Here is a 17,487-nt window from a genome sequence, read left to right as displayed (position 1 = left end):
ATCATCCTTCCGTTTTACCATTCCACTGCAAGGTCATGCCGGTTGTGGCTGAGTCCGGCAATGTGTTCAGCTCGATTTTGATCCCAAAGGAGCGGATATCTGTTTCACCTGAGGTTTGTGTTGCTTTCTTGACGGCAAAATCCGGCGCTGCGGCCACGGAGGTAACGGTACCTACGACATTCTCGCCTGTCGATAACATGGTCATGCTGATTTTGTTCCCCACTTTGAGTCCTGCAATCGACGTCTCCGGCAAGTAAAACTTAGCCCAGCGCTGCTCCGTAGACTCCATCGAGAAAACAGGGAAGCCCGAGCCCACAAGCTCGCCAACTTGCGCGGACTGATACAAGACCACCCCATCCGTCGGGGCAAGCAGCTCGGTATAGCTCAAATAGGTCTCGGCCTCCAGCTGCGCGGCTTGGGCTTGCTGCTCGCCGGACTGCGCGGATTTGACCGCGCCTTGAGCTTGCTGCACGGCGGCTTCTGCCGCTGCGACATCGCCTTGTCGCACCTGCACCGTCCCGCGGTTAGCTTCAGCGAGCTTCAAGGATGCTTGCGCTTGCTCCAGCAAAGCTTCCGCTCCGCGAATCTCTTCCTCCCGCGGGCCTTGGTTCGCCATGTTCAGCTGCTGCTGCGCCAGATCTCGCTTGGTTTTCGCTTCCTCGAAGCTGACCTTCACTTTGTCTACGTCCGCTTGCGAGACAAGACCTTGCTCCAGCATCGCAGTCATCCGATTCATATTCTGCTCGGCAATCGTGTACACTTCCGAAGCCGCTTGGAATTGAATCTCGGCCTGCTTCTTCTCCTCAGGGCGTGCGCCGTTCTTCAGCGCATCCACCTTCGCTTGGGCAGCGTTCACCGCGGCCTGGGCTTGTGCGACCTGCTGCTCAGCCGTATCCGCCGTTACGTTCACGCCCGCGATGCCCTGCTGCTTCTTCGCTACCGCGGTAGCCGTTGCGCCTTGCGCTTCGGCAATTTTGCCTTGCGCGAGGGCGACGGCCGCTTTGGCCTGCGCGACCTTCGCTTCGATCTCGGCGCTTTGCAGACGGGCGAGCACCTGCCCTTTTTTCACCGCTTCCCCTTCCTTCACAAGGACCTCAGTGACTCTGCCGCCTACTTTAAAACTGGCGCTCACTTCGTTTGTTTCTATATAAGCTGTAGGATGTACTTGATTCACAGCATCCGTTTGACTCCTAGCTGATTTCGCCGTTAGCAGAAAGGCACTTGTGCCGATAACAACCGCCATCACAGAATAAACCATCGGTCGAATAAAACGCATAAAAAAATCCCTCCACAAAATACTAAAATAAAAAATTAATCATTAATGAAATTGCCAAAATAGATCTGCAAAAGCTTGAGAATCCGCTCATCGGTCAGAGGCTCATTCTGCTTCTCCCAATCGAACACTAAAGCAACATATAGCTTAAATAGGATAAAAGCCGTCATTTTCGGCTCACAATTTTTCATTGTGCCATTATGTATCGCGCGTTCAATGTGTTCAGAGATAAACTGAACGACCTCCGTCTCAATACTGGCCATCGCTTCGATCGTAACAGGGCTGCCAAATTGCTGCACCTCATGGGATAGTTGAATAAGCAGCTCATGCTCTTTGCGAAAAACGAGAATCTCATACAATGCTCCATGAATTTTCTCGAAGGGCGTTGCCCCTTCCGTGATCGCTTTCTCGGCGACTGTTTTCATCTCCGTGATTAACGACTGAATAATGTCGTGCAATAGCTCTTCTTTATTGGCAAAAAACGTATAAATCGTCGCTTTGCCTACACCGGCAATTTTGGCGATTTGATCCATCGTCGTGCCTTTGTACCCGAAAAGGGAAAAAGATTTCTTGGCAGATTCCATAATTAATTGTTTTTTGGCATCCATAAGCTCACCTCAGAACTAAAATACTAAAACAGTTTTGTGTTCGGTTATTAATGTACCACCATTTACCGATTTTATCAATAACCTCTTAAGAAAAAGAAAAAACCCGCTGATTTAGCGGGTTTCTCACGATATGGTGTATTAAATCCAGGCTTTCAAGCCGATTTGTTTAATAAATTCTTCTCTGGACTGCACTTCTTTGTCCCGTTCTTTTTCCGGCTCCGGACTTGCCTCGCCGTTCATCACTCTTCGGAACAACTCTTCATTCTTTGTGGCCAGCGCAAAATCAATCAACGCTTCTTTCTCGACGCGAGCCGCTTCCTCATGAAGAAGCACTTCTTCCAACTCTATATCGATGGCAGGCACATAGTAGTGTTTATTATCTTTGGGAACTCGAATAACATAATCGAAAATATTATCGTTATTGCGGTCGTAAGCAATGATATATCCATATCCGCCAATCGGCAGGTTTTGTTCTAAACTATCCCCAATGACGATGACTCTCTCACCAAGTCGAAGCATCTGATTTTCCCCCTACCTCTATGAAGCTATTATTAAGCTATTCCTATTATCCTACTAAAAAAACTAGGTTGTGTCCAATTGAAACGTTTTGTTCATACTCCCTACACATTTTTAGTTTAAAATAGATGTGATTCTACAAAACTTATCTTTAAAGGAGCTGTACATATTGCTAAAACAATCACTAAACACCCTACGCTATGTTGGGAGGGCTGAAGGAATTTCCTTTCTGATCTTATTGGGCATTGCTATGCCGCTCAAATACGCACTCGACCTTCCACAGGCCGTAAAGTTTGTGGGGATGGCACACGGGTTTCTCTTTGTGCTCTATCTGATCTCCATTGCTTGGGTCACACTCATGCATCGCTGGTCGATTTGGCGAGTGTTGGGAGCTTTCCTGGCTGCCTTTATTCCTTTTGGTCCTTTTATTCTGGAGCGCCGAATTGCGAAATAAAGAAAGGAACTGCTTTAGCGAACTAGAAATACATTTTAAAGTAAGTCAGAAGATCAGGAGGCTATCATGCGTGGAAACGGGGACACCCCAGCAAAAGCACGACCTTCCCTAACGGAAGGCCCTATTGCCAAAACGTTAATTTTATTTTCATTACCGATTCTATTAGGCAATGTGCTTCAGACACTTAACGGCTCTATCAATGCCGTATGGATCGGCAAATATCTCGGTGAAGGCGGTCTTGCGGCGACATCGAATGCCAACATCATTATGTTCTTTTTAATTAGCTCGATCTTCGGGTTTGCTATGGCTGCCGTTATTTTGATCGGTCAAAATCTCGGTGCGAAAAAAACGCACGAAGCCAAGAAAGTAGTCGGCACCAGCACCGTCTTCTTTCTTATCCTTTCAATTCTTGTTGCCGCGTTCGGATTATTATTTTCCACAACCATTCTAACTTGGATGAACACACCGCCGGATGTGAAGGACCTCGCGGTAGTCTATACACGGATTTTGTTCGCCGGCGTACCGTTTATGTTTGGATTTAACCTGATTATGGCTATCTTGCGCGGCTCTGGTGATGCCAAGACGCCATTCTATTTCTTGCTTTTATCCGCGATATTGGACGTCATTCTGAATCCACTTTTAATTGACGGAATCGGGCCTTTTCCGAAAATGGGCATTGCCGGCTCAGCGGTTGCCACCTTTATTGCGCAATTGATCAGCTTCGTGCTGCTCATTCTGTATCTGTATCGCAAAAAATATTTTCTGCGGATTACCAAAGAAGATCTCCCGCTCCTGCGCATCAACTGGACGATCATTCGCACCTTGATTCAAAAAGGGGTGCCTATGGGATTAAACATGGTCGTCGTTTCTATCAGCAATCTGTTGCTCGTTCATCTCGTAAATTCGTATGGATCTGAATCAACGGCTGCTTTTGGAGTAGCCATGCAAATATCCAGCTATGTGCAAATGCCGGCGATGGCAATCGGCGGAGCCGTTACCTCCATGGCCGCACAAAACATCGGCGCAGGCTTGTGGGGCCGTGTGAACCGCATTACGTGGACCGGTGTAGCCGTCAATATTTTGATGACGGGTCTAATCGTCGTCGTGCTGACGTTGTTCAACCGAGAAGTCGTCTCGCTGTTCCTTCCGCCGGAAGGAGAAGCGATTGCGCTCGGGGTTCACATCAATAATTTAACGTTGTGGTCGTTTATTATTTTCGGCGTATTTAATGTCGTGGCAGGCGTTGTTCGTTCCGCCGGTTCCGTGGTATTCCCGCTCGTAGTGGCGTTCATCGCACTGCTGCTGGTGCGAATCCCACTCGCCACGGTGCTCTCCCACAAATACGGCTTTGACGTAATTTGGTGGAGTTTTCCCGTCAGCTTCACTGTAGCTATGACGTTGAATGTGATTTACTATCAGCTCGGTAAATGGAGACAAGCTAGAATGATTCCGGCTAAGGCTTAGTATACGAAAGAGACTATCCCAGGTCATCACGAACCTTACGGGATAGTCTCTTTGCTATATTTTAAAGCTGCAGCAAATCTTTATGTACTTTCACAACGATTTTCTTGTTAGCACTTGCCTCTGTGATCAAGCAGTTCGGACGGTGAATATCCGAAGGGAAGCATACTGCGAACATGCCTGGCTTCAATAATATGCCTGTCTCCAGCTGAGCAGGATCCGTTTCATAAAAAGCGACATCATGCGTTTCGAATTTATTATCGATGACTTTGGCATCCGGATGCAGTTTATAGAAACTAAGCTTCTCTTCGCCGCTGACAAGGAACTGAATATCCGTGTACACAACATGAGACTCCGGCAGTTGTTCCTCAGCAGGACGGGTGACAACTTCCTGCACATTAGCAAACATCAGATGGCCGTTATCCCCTTCTAAATCGTATCTGCCAGCCTCCGCCTCGCCTAGATTGCGGTTCAGAATGTAATCGATCCCCCGCCCGATCGCCGCGGGCCACAAATGACGCTCTTGTTCGAAATGCTTCAAATCACTAATAATCATTTGAACTCTCCTTTTCTATAACATGAAATAGAGTAGAATGCCTATAAATACTATAGCCTATAACGAGAAAAAAGACTCGCTTTGTACAAAGCGAATCTTTCTACTCTAGGGCTATTAGAACGTTTTTTGGTTTGCGCCTTCCCAGTCGGCCAGAAACTTCTCGATACCCGCATCAGTAAGCGGATGTTTGCTCATGGACTCGATGACTTTGTAAGGCACTGTTGCGATATGTGACCCTGCAAGCGCGGCTTCAATCACGTGTGCGGAGTGACGAACGCTGGCAGCAATAATTTCGGATTTAATGTTATGCACTTGGAAAATTTGGCTGATTTCCTTAATCAGGTTCATCCCGACTTGGTTAATATCATCCAAACGCCCGATAAATGGTGAAACGAAGGTTGCACCTGCGCGAGCGGCTAACAAGGCTTGCGTCGAGGAGAAGATCAACGTCACATTCGTCGGAATGCCTAAAGCTCTGAAAGCACTAGTCGCTTGCAGACCATCAAGCGTCATTGGCAGCTTGATGACAATGTTCGGGCTAATTTTAGCCAATTTCTTGCCTTGCTCCACCATTTCATCTGCTTTCAAGGAAACAACTTCTGCGCTAATTGGAACATCGCCTACAATAGAAACGATTTCTTGTACAGTTTCGAAGAAATCTCTGCCTTCTTTGGCAATAAGGGAAGGATTTGTCGTTACCCCTGCAACAACACCTAACGCGTGAGCTTTACGAATTTCTTCTACATTGGCTGTGTCGATAAACAATTTCATAGTGTATCCCTACCTTTTCTCCCGTTTTGGGTTAATCTTGGAAATACTTCTGTCTAATTTGTTGTACGATTGCTTCTGCGTTAAAACCATATTCACGAATTACGCGGTCTGCCTTCGCGGATGCTCCGAATTTCCGGATCCCCACGACAAAACCTTCGCCACCCGTAATCTCTTCCCATCCAGCAGGATATGCCATCTCAATGACGACATTAGCTTTCACATTCGGATGAAGAACCGCCTGCTGCACGTCCAAAGATTGCTGCTCAAACAGCTCACGGCTTGGCATGGAAATGACATTTGCTCCAATACCATATTGCGCCAACTGCTTCTTCACGTCAAGTGCTAAGCTGACTTCGGAGCCTGTTGCAATGAGCTGAACATCCGGCACAGCACCAGGTGCAGCCTCAGCCAGCACATATGCGCCTTGCCCAATGTGAGCATAAGCAAGTTCATCCGTACCAGGCAGCACCGGCAAGTTCTGACGGGACAACGCAAATACGAAGGGGCCTTCTTGCGCTTGGAGGACATACTCCCAAGCGGCAGCCGTCTCATTCGCGTCCGCAGGACGGAACAACGTCAGATCCGGAATCATCCGCAAGGATGGGATCTGCTCGATCGGTTGGTGCGTCGGGCCATCCTCACCGACAGCGATGCTGTCGTGCGTGAACACGTACGCAACAGGAAGCTTCATCAGCGCGGACAAGCGGATCGCGCCGCGCAAGTAATCGCTGAACACGAGGAACGTGCCGCCGAAGGCTCTTAATCCGCCATGCAGCAGCATGCCGTTCAGTGCTGCGCCCATGGCGAATTCCCGGACGCCGAACCAGAAGTTGCGGCCGCTGTAGTCCGCGGCGCTGAATGCCGCGTCGTCGTTCAGCATGGTGAAGTTGGAACTCGCCAGATCGGCTGAACCGCCGACGAGCTGAGGAACCCGCTTCGCCAGGCCGTTGAGCACTTTGCCGGACGCCGTGCGCGTCGAGATCGCGCCGCTCTCCGGTGTAAAGCGCGGCACATCGGCGTTCCAATCCGCCGGAAGGTTGCCGCTGCTTGCGAGCTCGAACTGCTTAGCGAGCTCGGGATAAGCAGCCTGGTAGCTGTTCCACAGCTGCTCCCAGCTGTTTTGAGCCTTCGCGCCCAGCTCTTTGTAGTGGGCGAAATGCTCGTACACTTCAGCCGGCACATAGAAATCCGGCTCCAGTGGCCAACCCAGCGCCTGCTTCGTCAGGAGCAGCTCTTCTTTGCCAAGCGGTGAGCCGTGCGTACCGCCATGGCCGCCTTTGCCCGCTTTGTTCGGGGACCCGTAACCGATGGTTGTTTTGATCTCAATCAGCGTAGGGCGGCTTGTATCTGCCTTACCTTCTGCGATTGCAGCGGAAATTGCTTCGACATTATTCTGCTCTTCCACGCGCAAGTATTGCCAGCCATAGGATTCTATTCGTGTACGAACGTTCTCCGAGAACGACATGTTCAATTCTCCGTCTAGTGAGATGTCGTTAGAATCATAAAGCACGATTAGTTTACCCAATTTTAAGTGGCCTGCTAAGGACGCAGCCTCTGAGGAAACACCTTCCATGAGATCGCCGTCACCGCAAATAGCATACGTGTAGTGATCGACAATCGGGAAATTCGGCTTGTTATATACGGCAGCTTGATGTGCTTCAGCCATTGCCATACCGACAGCCATCGCCACACCTTGACCAAGTGGCCCGGTAGTCGCTTCTACACCAACCGTGTGACCGTATTCCGGATGTCCTGGCGTAAGGCTTCCCCATTGGCGAAACTCTTTGATATCATCTAATCTAAGGCCATAGCCGCTCAAGTGTAGCAGGCTGTATAACAGCATTGAACCGTGTCCCGCCGAAAGAACGAAGCGGTCGCGGTCTACCCATTTGGCATCGGCAGGATTATGTTTGAGGTGCTGTGTCCATAGGGCATAGGCCATCGGAGCGGCACCCATCGGCATGCCGGGATGACCCATTGCGGCTTTCTCGACAGCGTCAATCGTTAGTGTGCGAATGGCGTTGATGCTTAATTCTTCAATACCAACAGTTGTCTGTTTCAACAGTATTCCCTCCATCTCTTTCTTTTGTGCTGCTGCATATCTCTATTATAAGGATAGTCAGAACATTAAAAAAATCGATAGTTTCGATACTTGCTATAGAAGGTGTCTATATGTTGATCCATGAATAAAAGCAAAAGGCGCGCCTACCTGCATACAGCAGTCGAGCGCACCTCATCTTATAAACAAACGATCGCTTTAATCACCTTGGACTCCGGCTTGAGCCAACTCTCAAACTGACCGATCATATCCTCAAAGTTAGCGCGATGTGTGATATAACTCGCAATGTCGATAACGCCATTACGCATCGCTTCACGTACGGTATCGAAATCTTCCATCGTCGCGTTGCGGCTGCCCATCAGTGTCAGCTCCCGTTTGTGAAACTCGGGATCATGGAAGGTGATGTCCGCCTTCACGAGGCCAACATACACGAGCTTGCCGCTGTGCGCGACAAGTCCGAAGGCGTCCGTCATGGAACGTGCGTTCCCTGTCGCATCGAAGACTATGGTGGGCATATCGCCATTCGTGAGCTCAGCGAGCTGCTCCTTCGGCTGCTGCAGCGCATTCACGGTATGATCGACACCTGCCCACTTGCGGCAAAACGCCAATCGCTCGTCATTGATATCCATAACAATGACATTAGCGCCAAATTGCTTCGCCAGGACCATGACGCCAAGTCCGATTGGTCCTGCGCCAATGACGAGCACCGTTTCGCCGGCGCGAAGCCCGGATCTCCGCACGGCGTGAGCACCGATGCTAAGCGGCTCCAGCATAGCTGCTTCATCCAGCGTGAGCCCTTCGGTCTTAATGAGATGGCTGGCAGGGACGGAAATCAACTCTCTCATTCCTCCATCCGTGTGTACGCCAAGTACTTTCATATCGGTACAGCAATTCGTATTCCCATTGCGGCAAGCAATGCATGTCCCGCAGTGCATATAAGGGACGATACTGACTTGGTCGCCGGCCTGCAATCCCGTCACACCTTCACCGATTTCCTCAACATACCCGGAAAGTTCATGACCCAATACCCGCGGATAGCTGAAAAATGGCTGATTCCCTTTGTAGGCGTGCAAATCCGTCCCGCAGATCCCGATTCTTTTGATACGAACGATGGCTTCCCCCGCTCTCACAACTGGCTCCTGCATCTCTACAAAATTAAACTGTTCAACCTGTTCACATACGATCGCTTTCAATGTGTTCCCTCCCTATACGTAAGTTTTTTCGTTATATTCAGGTCTTCCGCTAACCCATGACTTGTTGTGAATCGGCTTCAAAATGCCCAAAACCTCTTGCAGCAGCTCGGTATCCATCGGCTCATCTGTCCATGCAATATTCTTGCTGATGTTCTCAGGACTCGCCGTGCTGACCAGCGTCGTAGGAATCCGCTCATTCGCAGTCGCATATTGCACCGCCAGCTTGGCAACGTCCAAGCCTCTGCTCGCGCAGAATTCCGCCGCCTCTTTACAGATCCGTCGAATGTCATCTGGCGCCGGATGCCAAGCCGCAGCAGGTCTTGTGCTCAACAGTCCCATGGACAGCGGCGAAGCATTCACGAGACCAACCTGGTGCTGCTCGAGCAGCGGGAGTACATTCAACAAGGACGTATCATTCAATGAATAATGACAATAAGACAATACGGAATCCATCTCTTTCACGGCCAGCGATTTTTCAAATACCGTTAACGGTAGTCCCGATACCCCGAAATACCGGACTTTTCCCGATTGCTTCAAAGCATCCAACGCCGGGAAGCTTTCTTCAACAACCTCATCGAAAGCCGCAAATTCAATATCATGCAAATATAAAATATCGATATAATCCGTTTGCAGCCGTTTTAAGCTTTCATCTACGCTTCGGATAATCCGTTCCTTTGAAAAGTCGAACTCAGCATCCCCATAACGACCGGCTTTTGTCGTCAAAATAAAGCGGTCTCTGTCCATTTGTGCGATGGCTTTACCCAGTACAGTTTCCGCTTTGGTCAATCCATAATACGGGGACACATCGATTAGATTGATACCAAGATCAACCGCCGTATGAACGGTCCGGATGCTTTCTTCTTCATTCGTTTCACGGAAAACAGAGCCGAGAGAGGATGCGCCGAAACTCAAGACAGAGACGTCAAGTCCTGTTTTGCCTAATTTACGATATTTCATAGCTTATAGAACCCCTTTGCGTTTAGTCCAAATAGGCGGTCTTTCTCGTCCTGTGTCCAAGTATCTGGTAACGAATGGGTCAGTACCTCGACAACCTCCTCGTAGCTAGCCGCCAGCAAGCATACCGGCCAGTCACTGCCAAACATCACACGGTCTGTCCCGAATACCTCTAAAGCATGCTGGATATACGCAGTAAAATCTTCTTTCTTCCAATTGCTGTGATACGCTTCTGTCACCATACCCGAGAGCTTACAATACACTTTGGGATGCTTGGCGATAGCCGCCATCTGGCTTTTCCAAGGCTCCAAAACACCATCCGCAATCCGCGGCTTCGCGATATGATCGATAACCGCACGTAAACCGGGAACCTGATCCAGCAGTTCAATAACCGGTGCTAATTGATGGGACACGACAAGCAAATCGACCGGTACATCATGTTCGGCAAAATATCGCAGCGCCTCGATAAAATGAGGTTCCAGAATTCGGTTCGCGTCCGGCATTTCTTGAATCATGACTCGAAAGCCCACATACTTGGGATGCTTGCAAAAACGTTGATAATGATGCAGGAAGTCCGGATCGTTGAGATCAAGCCAACCTACTACGCCTGCAATGGTCTCGGATTCATCGCTTAATGACAGCAGATAAGCCGTTTCTTCCAGTGTCGGCGCCGCTTGAACAACGATCGTAGCATTCAGGTTATGCTCTTTCAGGTGCGGTACTAAATCGTTTGGGCCATAATCCCGATACAGGATCGGCAGCTCAGGACCAATCCATCCGTAATCCCCGCGGTTTATTCGCCAATAGTGCTGGTGGGCATCAATTCGCATGGCGCTTCTCCTTCTTCATGTCCTATATTGATATCGCTTTCTTTTATTTTAACAGCATTTCTAAACTATAAAATAATGATTTCTAGCACATTTATACGCTTTTTTGATATCATGAGAGGACAGTGAAAGGAAAGGAGCAGACAACGTGCATCCTATTCACAAAGTTTTTGATAACCATGAAACTTTTCCGTTCTCCTACGCTTATAAACACACAAAAAGCTCGCAAAGCGAGCTCCCTGACCATTTCCACGACTGGTATGAAATTGTTTATGTATACCGCGGCAAAGGCACGATGTTCATCGATCACACCTTTTATGAAATGAAAGCCGGAGACATTTTCCTTATTCCCGGCCATATCATTCACCGCGCGACTCCGGATAAAGAAACCCCTGTGACTTCAACGGCGGTATATTTCAGTTCAAGCTTGGTTCAAGCACCGCAATTCGGGGAAACGTTCTCCTATTTGCAAAGCTTTGAGCAGGCCGTAGAGCTCCGCCAGTATAGGCTGGAAACGCTGCTTCCACAAAGGCAGCACCTTGAGCACTATCTGGAGTCCATCCAGCACGAATTTAAACACGAGGGACCTGGGCATCGACAAGCCATCTATGTCCAACTCCTTCAGCTTCTGCTTTTTTTACAGCGCGATGTGGCCTCAGGTCATGCATTCAATACAGGAGATCCCCTTGTTGCTCCCGTCTGGATGAGAGACGTGCTGCTCTATATCGATGAGCATTTCTGCGAAGATATCGGGCTCCAAACACTTTCGAAACAAGCCTCCGTTTCGCCCGCTCATTTTAGCCGCGTGTTCAAGCAGTTGATCGGAATGAACGTGACGGCCTACATCATCACCAAACGGATTATTCGCGCTAAACAGCTGCTGTCTGAAAGTGATGTCAATATTCATCATATTGCGGAGCTCTGCGGCTTCGAGAGCCTTCCCCATTTTCACGCCATGTTCAAAAGAGTTCTGGGTATGACACCGGCAGCAGCAAGAAAAAGCATCCGATAACACTTTTTATGCTGCCCCATAGGCAACAACCCCTCCTAGAAAATAACTGAAGCCATAATAGTCAAACCCTAATGGCAGCCGTTCATACTTGATATTGCGTTTTATAGTAGGCAAATGTCGCCCCTAAACCGTCTCTAAGCGTAAAAATAGGGCTCCACCCGAGATCGTTAAGCGCTGCTCGATTGTCTAACCGGCTGTGAACGATATCGCCGGTACGGGCAGCTTCATAAGCTGGATTGAAGCTGCTTTCGCAGATCAAGCACATTTCCTTCAGAAGCTCGTTGATACTTGTTTGTTCGTTGCAACTAATATTGTAAATCCCACGGCTGCCTTTATACAGGGCGGCCCTATTGGCGCTCACGATGTCTTGGACATAAATGAAATCCCGCGTTTGTTCCCCGTCACCATAAATCACCGGCTGCTTGCCGTCCAGCAGCTTGTCCATAAAAATGGCGACGACTCCGCCCTCCCCCTTGGGATCCTGCCTAATGCCATATACATTCGCATACCGCAGAACGGTATAGTCCATCCCGTATAGCAATGCAAAACTTTCTATATAGTGTTCCGGCGTATGCTTGGAAATACCATAGAAGGATAGCGGCCTGACCGGATGTGCTTCGTCCACGCTCAGATACTGCGGAGTTCCGTAGACCGCAGCAGAGGAAGCATAAATCAACTTCCGAACACCATGCTCTCGGCATTGCTCCAGCAGGTCAATTGTCCCTAAGATGTTGATTTTTGCATCCAATAAAGGATTAATAAGCGATGTCTGAACATCGATTTGCGCCGCGTGATGGATAACAACCTCCGGACGGGAAGCAGCGAATACCTCGGCAAGCCTGTTGCCGTCCAGTAAATCCCCATGATGGAAAACAGCTTTTTCATTCACATACGCCATTCGCCCCGTAGTCAGATTATCAAAGATGTGTACGTCATGCCCCTCCTGAAGCAGGTCATCGACAATTAGTGATCCAATAAAACCGGCTCCTCCGGTAACTAAAATGTTCACGTAGATCCTCCTCTCTACAACTAACGTAAACAACGATGATTAAGTTCAAATGACATCTTTTCCGCTAGTCTAACCCTACCCCTTCTATTTTACCAAAAAATTGCAAGGGAAGTGGCGTGAATGGACAAAAAACAAGCCACCCTCTTACGAGAGCAGCCTGCTGAGTAATAACATTAATGTTTTACAACGCGATCATATAAAAAGTCCGCAATATGGACGGCTTCCATCTGACCTTTTTGCCCATGCTTATCGATGCCCAGCTTCATTTGCAGCAGACAGCCAGGGTTGCTTGTCACCAAATATCTAGCTTCCGTGGCGTTGGCATTGACCATTTTATCTTCCAGAATCTGATTCGCCATTTCCGGCTGCGTTACGTTATAAATACCGGCAGATCCACAGCAAGAGCCCGCATCCTTCATTTCGACAAAAGTAACATTGCCTACTTCTTTCAACAGTTGTCTGGACGGATTGCTCCCTTTCATTACATTGCGCAGATGGCAGGAATCTTGATACGTCACTCGAGTAGAAGCCGCAGCTGTTTGGCTATCAGCAAACTGAAGCGGACGTCCTTTTTCCACAAGAATCGTTGAAATATCTTTCACTCGTGCAGCGAACCAACCTGCGGCTTCCTTCCATTCCGGCTCATCATGCAGCAGATGATCGTACTCGACTAGAATCGCGCCGCAACCTCCTGCATTCGATACAATGAAGTCCACGCCGGCTTCCTGGAAAGCGCGGATGTTATTTTTGGCCAGCATTTTGGCTTGATCGCTTTCACCGCTATGCGCGTGTAGAGCACCGCAGCAGTTCTGCGACTCTGGAATGACAACATCAAAGCCTGCTTCGGACAGCAGCTTGACGGTTTTGATATTCGTTTGGGTGAACATCACATCCATCAAACACCCCCTGAACATACCGACGGTAGCAATCTTCTCTCCTTTGGCCGGGATAAAGGTGCCGAGAAGCTGCGTAATCCCCTTGCCGGATGCATCAGGCAGAATTTTCTCCATATCCGATAGCTGTTTGGAAAATAAGCCGACAACGCCTGTTTTTCGAACAACGGATTGCAGGCCTGATTTTTTATAAAAATGCATCCCTGAACCCAGCAGCCGCATTTTTTGCTGTGATGGGAACAGCTCTTTGAAGACCACCTTGCGCACACCGCGTACCCACCATCTATGCTGCTTCGTGTGGGTTTCAACCGCATCGCGGGCTTGCTCAATCAATTGTCCGTATTTCACATCCGCAGGACAAGCCGGCTCACACGCGCGGCAACCTAAACAGTGATTCATTTGATCCTCGAAGGAAATGCCAGGCTCCATAACACCATCCACGGCGGCTTTCATCAAGGAAATACGCCCGCGAGGGGACTCGGCTTCGATGCCTGTTTGCTTAAACGTCGGACACACGGGAAGGCAGAAGCCGCAGCGCATGCAGTTCGTCAACTGATTGTAATCCAGCTTCTGGATTAACGTTTCCTGGAGAGTTGCCCCTTTAGCCACGGTCGATCACCACCCTGCGTCTGGATTCTTTGGCAAACATTTTGCCGGGATTCAACAGATGATGCGGGTCGAAGACGTCTTTGATCCCTTTCATCATCGCAATGCCGCTGCTTCCTACTTTCCATTCCAAGAATGGTGCTTTAACAAGCCCGACACCGTGCTCGCCTGTAATCGTTCCCCCCATCTGAATCGCCGCTTCGAAAATTTCTTCAAAAGCTGCCTCCACACGGTGGATTTCATCATGATCCCTGGCATCCGTTGTAGCTGTCGGGTGAAGATTGCCGTCTCCCGCATGCCCAAACGTGCAAATCTGCACGCCATGCTTCTCGGCGATTCGGTTAATCTCCAGCACCATATCGGCAATTTTGGAGCGTGGAACCGTCGCATCCTCCAGAATCGTTGTCGGACGCAAACGCGCAAGCGCCGTGAAGGCGCTTCTTCTTGCTGTCAACAGCTTCAGCGCTTCTTCTTGATTGCTAGCAATGCTGACTTCATGCGCCTGCTCTTCACGGCAAATTTCCGAGATACGGGCAATGTCGCGCTCCACCATTTCCATCTCGCCATCCTGCTCAATTAAGAGGATCGCTGCCATATCCAGCGGTAGGCCCAACTTCGCAAAATCGTCTACGACGCGGATCGTTGGATTATCCATAAATTCCAAGGTAGCTGGAATGATGCGGTTTTCAATAATTTTGGAGACCGTTCGAGCAGCGCCATATAAATCTTTGTACATGGCCAACATCGTTTTCTTATATTTTGGAGGAGGAATCAATTTGAGCGTAGCTTCCGTAACGATAGCAAGCGTCCCTTCTGAGCCGATCAGGAGCTTCGTCAAATCATAGCCGGCCACGTCCTTCATCAGCTTACCGCCTGTACGCATGATTTCACCGTTTGCCAGTACGCATTCTAAACCGATCACATAGTCTTTGGTGGTGCCGTATTTTAAACCGCGCAGGCCTCCGGAGCACTCTGCAATGTTGCCTCCAATCGTAGAGATCGCCATTGAGCTTGGATCTGGTGGATAAAATAAACCCAGACTTTCAATATGCTCGATGAATTGCTTCGTAATGATACCCGGCTGTACAGTTGCCGTCAGATTCTGCATATCAATATCGAGGATTGCATTCATCCGGTGCATAACCATGACAATACCGCCTTGAACGGGAACGGTTCCACCACATAGATTCGTACCTGAACCCCTGCTGACTAGCGGAATGCGATGCTCATTCAACACCTTCATAATCGCGGACACCTGCGCCGTGTCCTTGGGATAGATCACGCCATCCGGCAGCGATTGGAGCATAGGTGTTCCATCATACGAGTGGGTAACGAGAGATTCCATATCATCTTTAAAATACTTTTCGCCTACAATATTGAACAGTTTTTGTCTAATTTGGTTATCGAGCATAGCAGCCTCCCATGGGACTATTCATGACTATCAATGATAATTGATCATGTGATCAGATGACTTTCCTTCTATTTTAGCTTATGATTGAATAGATGTATAGATCTTTTATGGGGGAATTGGCATGGCATTTCAGCAGATACGGCCGCAAAAGGGCTCGGAAATCGTAATGGGGCAAATTAAGATGCAAATTGAGTCAGGAACCTATGCGCCAGGTTCGAAGCTGCCGACTGTCGTTGAGCTTGCTGCGAGCTTCCAAGTCGGCCGATCGACCATTCGCGAAGCACTGAGCGGGTTGAAAGCAATCGGATGGGTGGATATCCGGCATGGCGGCGGCACCTTCGTGAGCAATCCACTGCCTGTGGACAACGGATCCCTCTTTGATCAAGGAGACTCCCTACAGGAAGTGCAGGAGGTGCGGAGATTCATCGAGGTAGGCTGCGCATCGCTGGCCGCAAGCAGGCGCACGGAAGCTAATATCGCGGAGCTTCGGGACATTCTTCAGTCGATGGAACGCTCCCTTGGCAACGAGGAAGATAGTGAACAAGCCGATATCCGCTTTCACCTGGAAATCGCCAAAGCCTCTCATAATTCCCTCATGATCGGAATGATGGAGTCTTTGACGGAGAGGCTTCAGGTGAGCATGAAGGCTTCTCGTCGTTTGTGGTTTTTTGCTGAGCTCGCGTCCGCCGAGAAGCTACTACAGGAGCATCGTGACATTGTCGATGCCATCGCTGCCGGGGACGAAGCCCTTGCGGCAGGTCGGATGTCACGGCATATACAGAAGGTGGACCAGGTGGTTCAACGATTGGCTAAACACTCATCGCATGATTGATGTTGCGACTTGATTTAAGGGAACAGCAAGCCGCTATTTCGGAGAAAACAGAGCTTCGCGTACTGTTGGGGAACTACAGGCTCTTATTTCTGTGAAATAAGCCATATAGTAGTCCCAAATGGAAAAATAGTGGCCTGTAGTTCCGCCAATCTGCTTAATAGGCCATTTTCATTGAAATAATGGCCTCTAGTTCCTCTATCATATTGGATTAAGTGCAAACGCTCTTTCCTGCTTATGTAATGTAACAGGGGATGAGCGTTCTTTTGCGTTACGGGAGGAAACTAAAAGAAAAAGCAGGTAAAACCATAGAATGGTCTTACCTGCTTGTGTGATGCGCGTAGAGGGACTTGAACCCCCACGGTCGCCCGCTAGATCCTAAGTCTAGTGCGTCTGCCAATTCCGCCATACGCGCGCTTGTGGTGCCGTCGAGAGGACTTGAACCCCCAACCTACTGATTACAAGTCAGTTGCTCTACCAGTTGAGCTACAACGGCATATTAAGTTGTAAAGATGGTGGCTCGGGACGGAATCGAACCGCCGACACGAGGATTTTCAGTCCTCTGCTCTACCGACTGAGCTACCGAGCCTTATGTACTTCTTTTAGTTTGTCCCATTCACTCAAAAAGATGAATGGCGGAGCCGACGGGATTCGAACCCGCGGTCTCCTGCGTGACAGGCAGGCATGTTAGGCCTCTACACCACGGCTCCGCGTTATAAAGATTAACTTTTTTAATGGTGAACGCTGACGGGATCGAACCGCCGACCCTTACCCTGTCAAGGTAATGCTCTCCCAGCTGAGCTAAGCGTTCAGGTAATTGTGGTGACCCGTAGGGGACTCGAACCCCTGTTACCTCCGTGAAAGGGAGGTGTCTTAACCACTTGACCAACGGGCCAAAATTCCCCAAAACGAGACTCCGTATTGGGGCAAAAGGTACTGCTTGGCAACGTTCTACTCTCCCAGAACCCTGCGGTTCAAGTACCATCGACGCTGGAGGGCTTAACGGTCGTGTTCGAGATGGGAACGCGTGGGTCCCCTCCGCCATCATCACCAAA

General features: G+C 49.2%; 16 protein-coding genes, 6 tRNA genes and 1 rRNA gene. 4 read left to right on the top strand and 19 right to left on the bottom strand.

The window, feature by feature from the left end:
- Position 1: 1 nt before the first annotated feature.
- The 3 genes from RQP52_RS35895 to RQP52_RS35885 all read right to left on the bottom strand — a co-directional run bounded on the left by RQP52_RS35895 (position 2) and on the right by RQP52_RS35885 (position 2,400).
- Positions 2-1,276, bottom strand: coding sequence for an HlyD family secretion protein (locus RQP52_RS35895; RefSeq protein ID WP_315956232.1), 1,275 nt, complete (start codon positions 1,274-1,276; stop codon positions 2-4).
- Positions 1,277-1,311: 35 nt separating this feature from the next.
- On the bottom strand, positions 1,312-1,881 hold the full coding sequence (locus tag RQP52_RS35890) for a TetR/AcrR family transcriptional regulator (protein WP_315956231.1): 570 nt from the start codon (positions 1,879-1,881) through the stop codon (positions 1,312-1,314).
- A 138-nt stretch (positions 1,882-2,019) separates the two neighbouring features.
- Positions 2,020-2,400: an ATPase gene (locus RQP52_RS35885; RefSeq protein WP_315956230.1), complete on the bottom strand. Its 381-nt coding sequence runs from the start codon at positions 2,398-2,400 to the stop codon at positions 2,020-2,022.
- Positions 2,401-2,566: 166 nt separating this feature from the next.
- On the opposite strand from RQP52_RS35885, the gene RQP52_RS35880 reads away from it, so the two are divergent.
- Both RQP52_RS35880 and RQP52_RS35875 read left to right on the top strand, forming a co-directional pair.
- Positions 2,567-2,851: a DUF3817 domain-containing protein gene (locus RQP52_RS35880; protein WP_157323862.1), complete on the top strand. Its 285-nt coding sequence runs from the start codon at positions 2,567-2,569 to the stop codon at positions 2,849-2,851.
- A 66-nt stretch (positions 2,852-2,917) separates the two neighbouring features.
- Positions 2,918-4,315 (top strand): MATE family efflux transporter, encoded by a 1,398-nt coding sequence (locus RQP52_RS35875; RefSeq protein ID WP_315956229.1) that lies wholly within the window; start codon positions 2,918-2,920, stop codon positions 4,313-4,315.
- 61 nt (positions 4,316-4,376) lie between these two features.
- Here RQP52_RS35875 and RQP52_RS35870 read toward each other — a convergent pair whose 3' ends face one another.
- From RQP52_RS35870 to RQP52_RS35845, 6 genes are all read right to left on the bottom strand, one after another.
- On the bottom strand, positions 4,377-4,868 hold the full coding sequence (locus RQP52_RS35870; protein WP_315956228.1) for a YhcH/YjgK/YiaL family protein: 492 nt from the start codon (positions 4,866-4,868) through the stop codon (positions 4,377-4,379).
- Positions 4,869-4,982: 114 nt separating this feature from the next.
- Entirely contained in the window at positions 4,983-5,639 is a 657-nt protein-coding gene (fsa, locus tag RQP52_RS35865; RefSeq protein ID WP_127458268.1) for a fructose-6-phosphate aldolase, read from the bottom strand.
- 31 nt (positions 5,640-5,670) lie between these two features.
- The gene (gene tkt / locus RQP52_RS35860; RefSeq protein WP_315956227.1) at positions 5,671-7,701 is read right to left on the bottom strand and encodes a transketolase; all 2,031 of its coding nucleotides are present in this window, start codon (positions 7,699-7,701) and stop codon (positions 5,671-5,673) included.
- Between the two features lie 176 nt (positions 7,702-7,877).
- Entirely contained in the window at positions 7,878-8,891 is a 1,014-nt protein-coding gene (locus RQP52_RS35855) for a zinc-binding alcohol dehydrogenase family protein (protein ID WP_315956226.1), read from the bottom strand.
- Positions 8,892-8,903: 12 nt separating this feature from the next.
- Complete coding sequence (locus RQP52_RS35850) at positions 8,904-9,848, bottom strand: aldo/keto reductase (protein WP_315956225.1); 945 nt, start codon at positions 9,846-9,848, stop codon at positions 8,904-8,906.
- Entirely contained in the window at positions 9,845-10,675 is an 831-nt protein-coding gene (locus RQP52_RS35845; RefSeq protein WP_315956224.1) for an amidohydrolase family protein, read from the bottom strand. The genes RQP52_RS35850 and RQP52_RS35845 overlap by 4 nt, the downstream gene beginning before the upstream one ends.
- Positions 10,676-10,820: 145 nt before the next feature.
- On the opposite strand from RQP52_RS35845, the gene RQP52_RS35840 reads away from it, so the two are divergent.
- A complete protein-coding gene (locus tag RQP52_RS35840) occupies positions 10,821-11,684 on the top strand; it encodes an AraC family transcriptional regulator (protein ID WP_315956223.1) in 864 nt (287 codons plus the stop codon).
- An 82-nt stretch (positions 11,685-11,766) separates the two neighbouring features.
- Here RQP52_RS35840 and RQP52_RS35835 read toward each other — a convergent pair whose 3' ends face one another.
- From RQP52_RS35835 to RQP52_RS35825, 3 genes are all read right to left on the bottom strand, one after another.
- Positions 11,767-12,693, bottom strand: a complete 927-nt coding sequence (locus tag RQP52_RS35835; protein WP_315956222.1) for an NAD-dependent epimerase/dehydratase family protein — start codon at positions 12,691-12,693, stop codon at positions 11,767-11,769.
- A 173-nt stretch (positions 12,694-12,866) separates the two neighbouring features.
- Positions 12,867-14,126, bottom strand: a complete 1,260-nt coding sequence (locus RQP52_RS35830) for a (Fe-S)-binding protein (RefSeq protein WP_315956245.1) — start codon at positions 14,124-14,126, stop codon at positions 12,867-12,869.
- A 61-nt stretch (positions 14,127-14,187) separates the two neighbouring features.
- Positions 14,188-15,603, bottom strand: coding sequence for an FAD-linked oxidase C-terminal domain-containing protein (locus RQP52_RS35825; protein WP_315956221.1), 1,416 nt, complete (start codon positions 15,601-15,603; stop codon positions 14,188-14,190).
- Positions 15,604-15,724: 121 nt separating this feature from the next.
- Between RQP52_RS35825 and RQP52_RS35820 the strand changes: the two genes are divergently transcribed.
- Entirely contained in the window at positions 15,725-16,435 is a 711-nt protein-coding gene (locus RQP52_RS35820; RefSeq protein WP_315956220.1) for a FadR/GntR family transcriptional regulator, read from the top strand.
- Positions 16,436-16,767: 332 nt separating this feature from the next.
- Here the strand turns inward: RQP52_RS35820 and RQP52_RS35815 are convergent.
- From RQP52_RS35815 to rrf, 7 genes are all read right to left on the bottom strand, one after another.
- Positions 16,768-16,847, bottom strand: a tRNA-Leu gene (locus RQP52_RS35815).
- Positions 16,848-16,852: 5 nt separating this feature from the next.
- Positions 16,853-16,928 (bottom strand) — tRNA-Thr (locus tag RQP52_RS35810).
- 17 nt (positions 16,929-16,945) lie between these two features.
- Positions 16,946-17,021: transfer RNA gene (locus tag RQP52_RS35805), tRNA-Phe, on the bottom strand.
- 44 nt (positions 17,022-17,065) lie between these two features.
- Positions 17,066-17,142: transfer RNA gene (locus RQP52_RS35800), tRNA-Asp, on the bottom strand.
- Between the two features lie 25 nt (positions 17,143-17,167).
- A tRNA-Val gene (locus RQP52_RS35795) sits at positions 17,168-17,243 on the bottom strand.
- Positions 17,244-17,252: 9 nt separating this feature from the next.
- Positions 17,253-17,327, bottom strand: a tRNA-Glu gene (locus tag RQP52_RS35790).
- Between the two features lie 43 nt (positions 17,328-17,370).
- Positions 17,371-17,487, bottom strand: a 5S ribosomal RNA gene (gene rrf, locus RQP52_RS35785).

The sequence above is a fragment of the Paenibacillus violae genome (assembly GCF_032461945.1).
GTDB lineage: Bacteria > Bacillota > Bacilli > Paenibacillales > NBRC-103111 > Paenibacillus_E > Paenibacillus_E violae.
The sequence above is the reverse complement of the archived record's forward strand: the minus strand, read 5'-3'. Positions and strand labels throughout refer to the sequence as shown.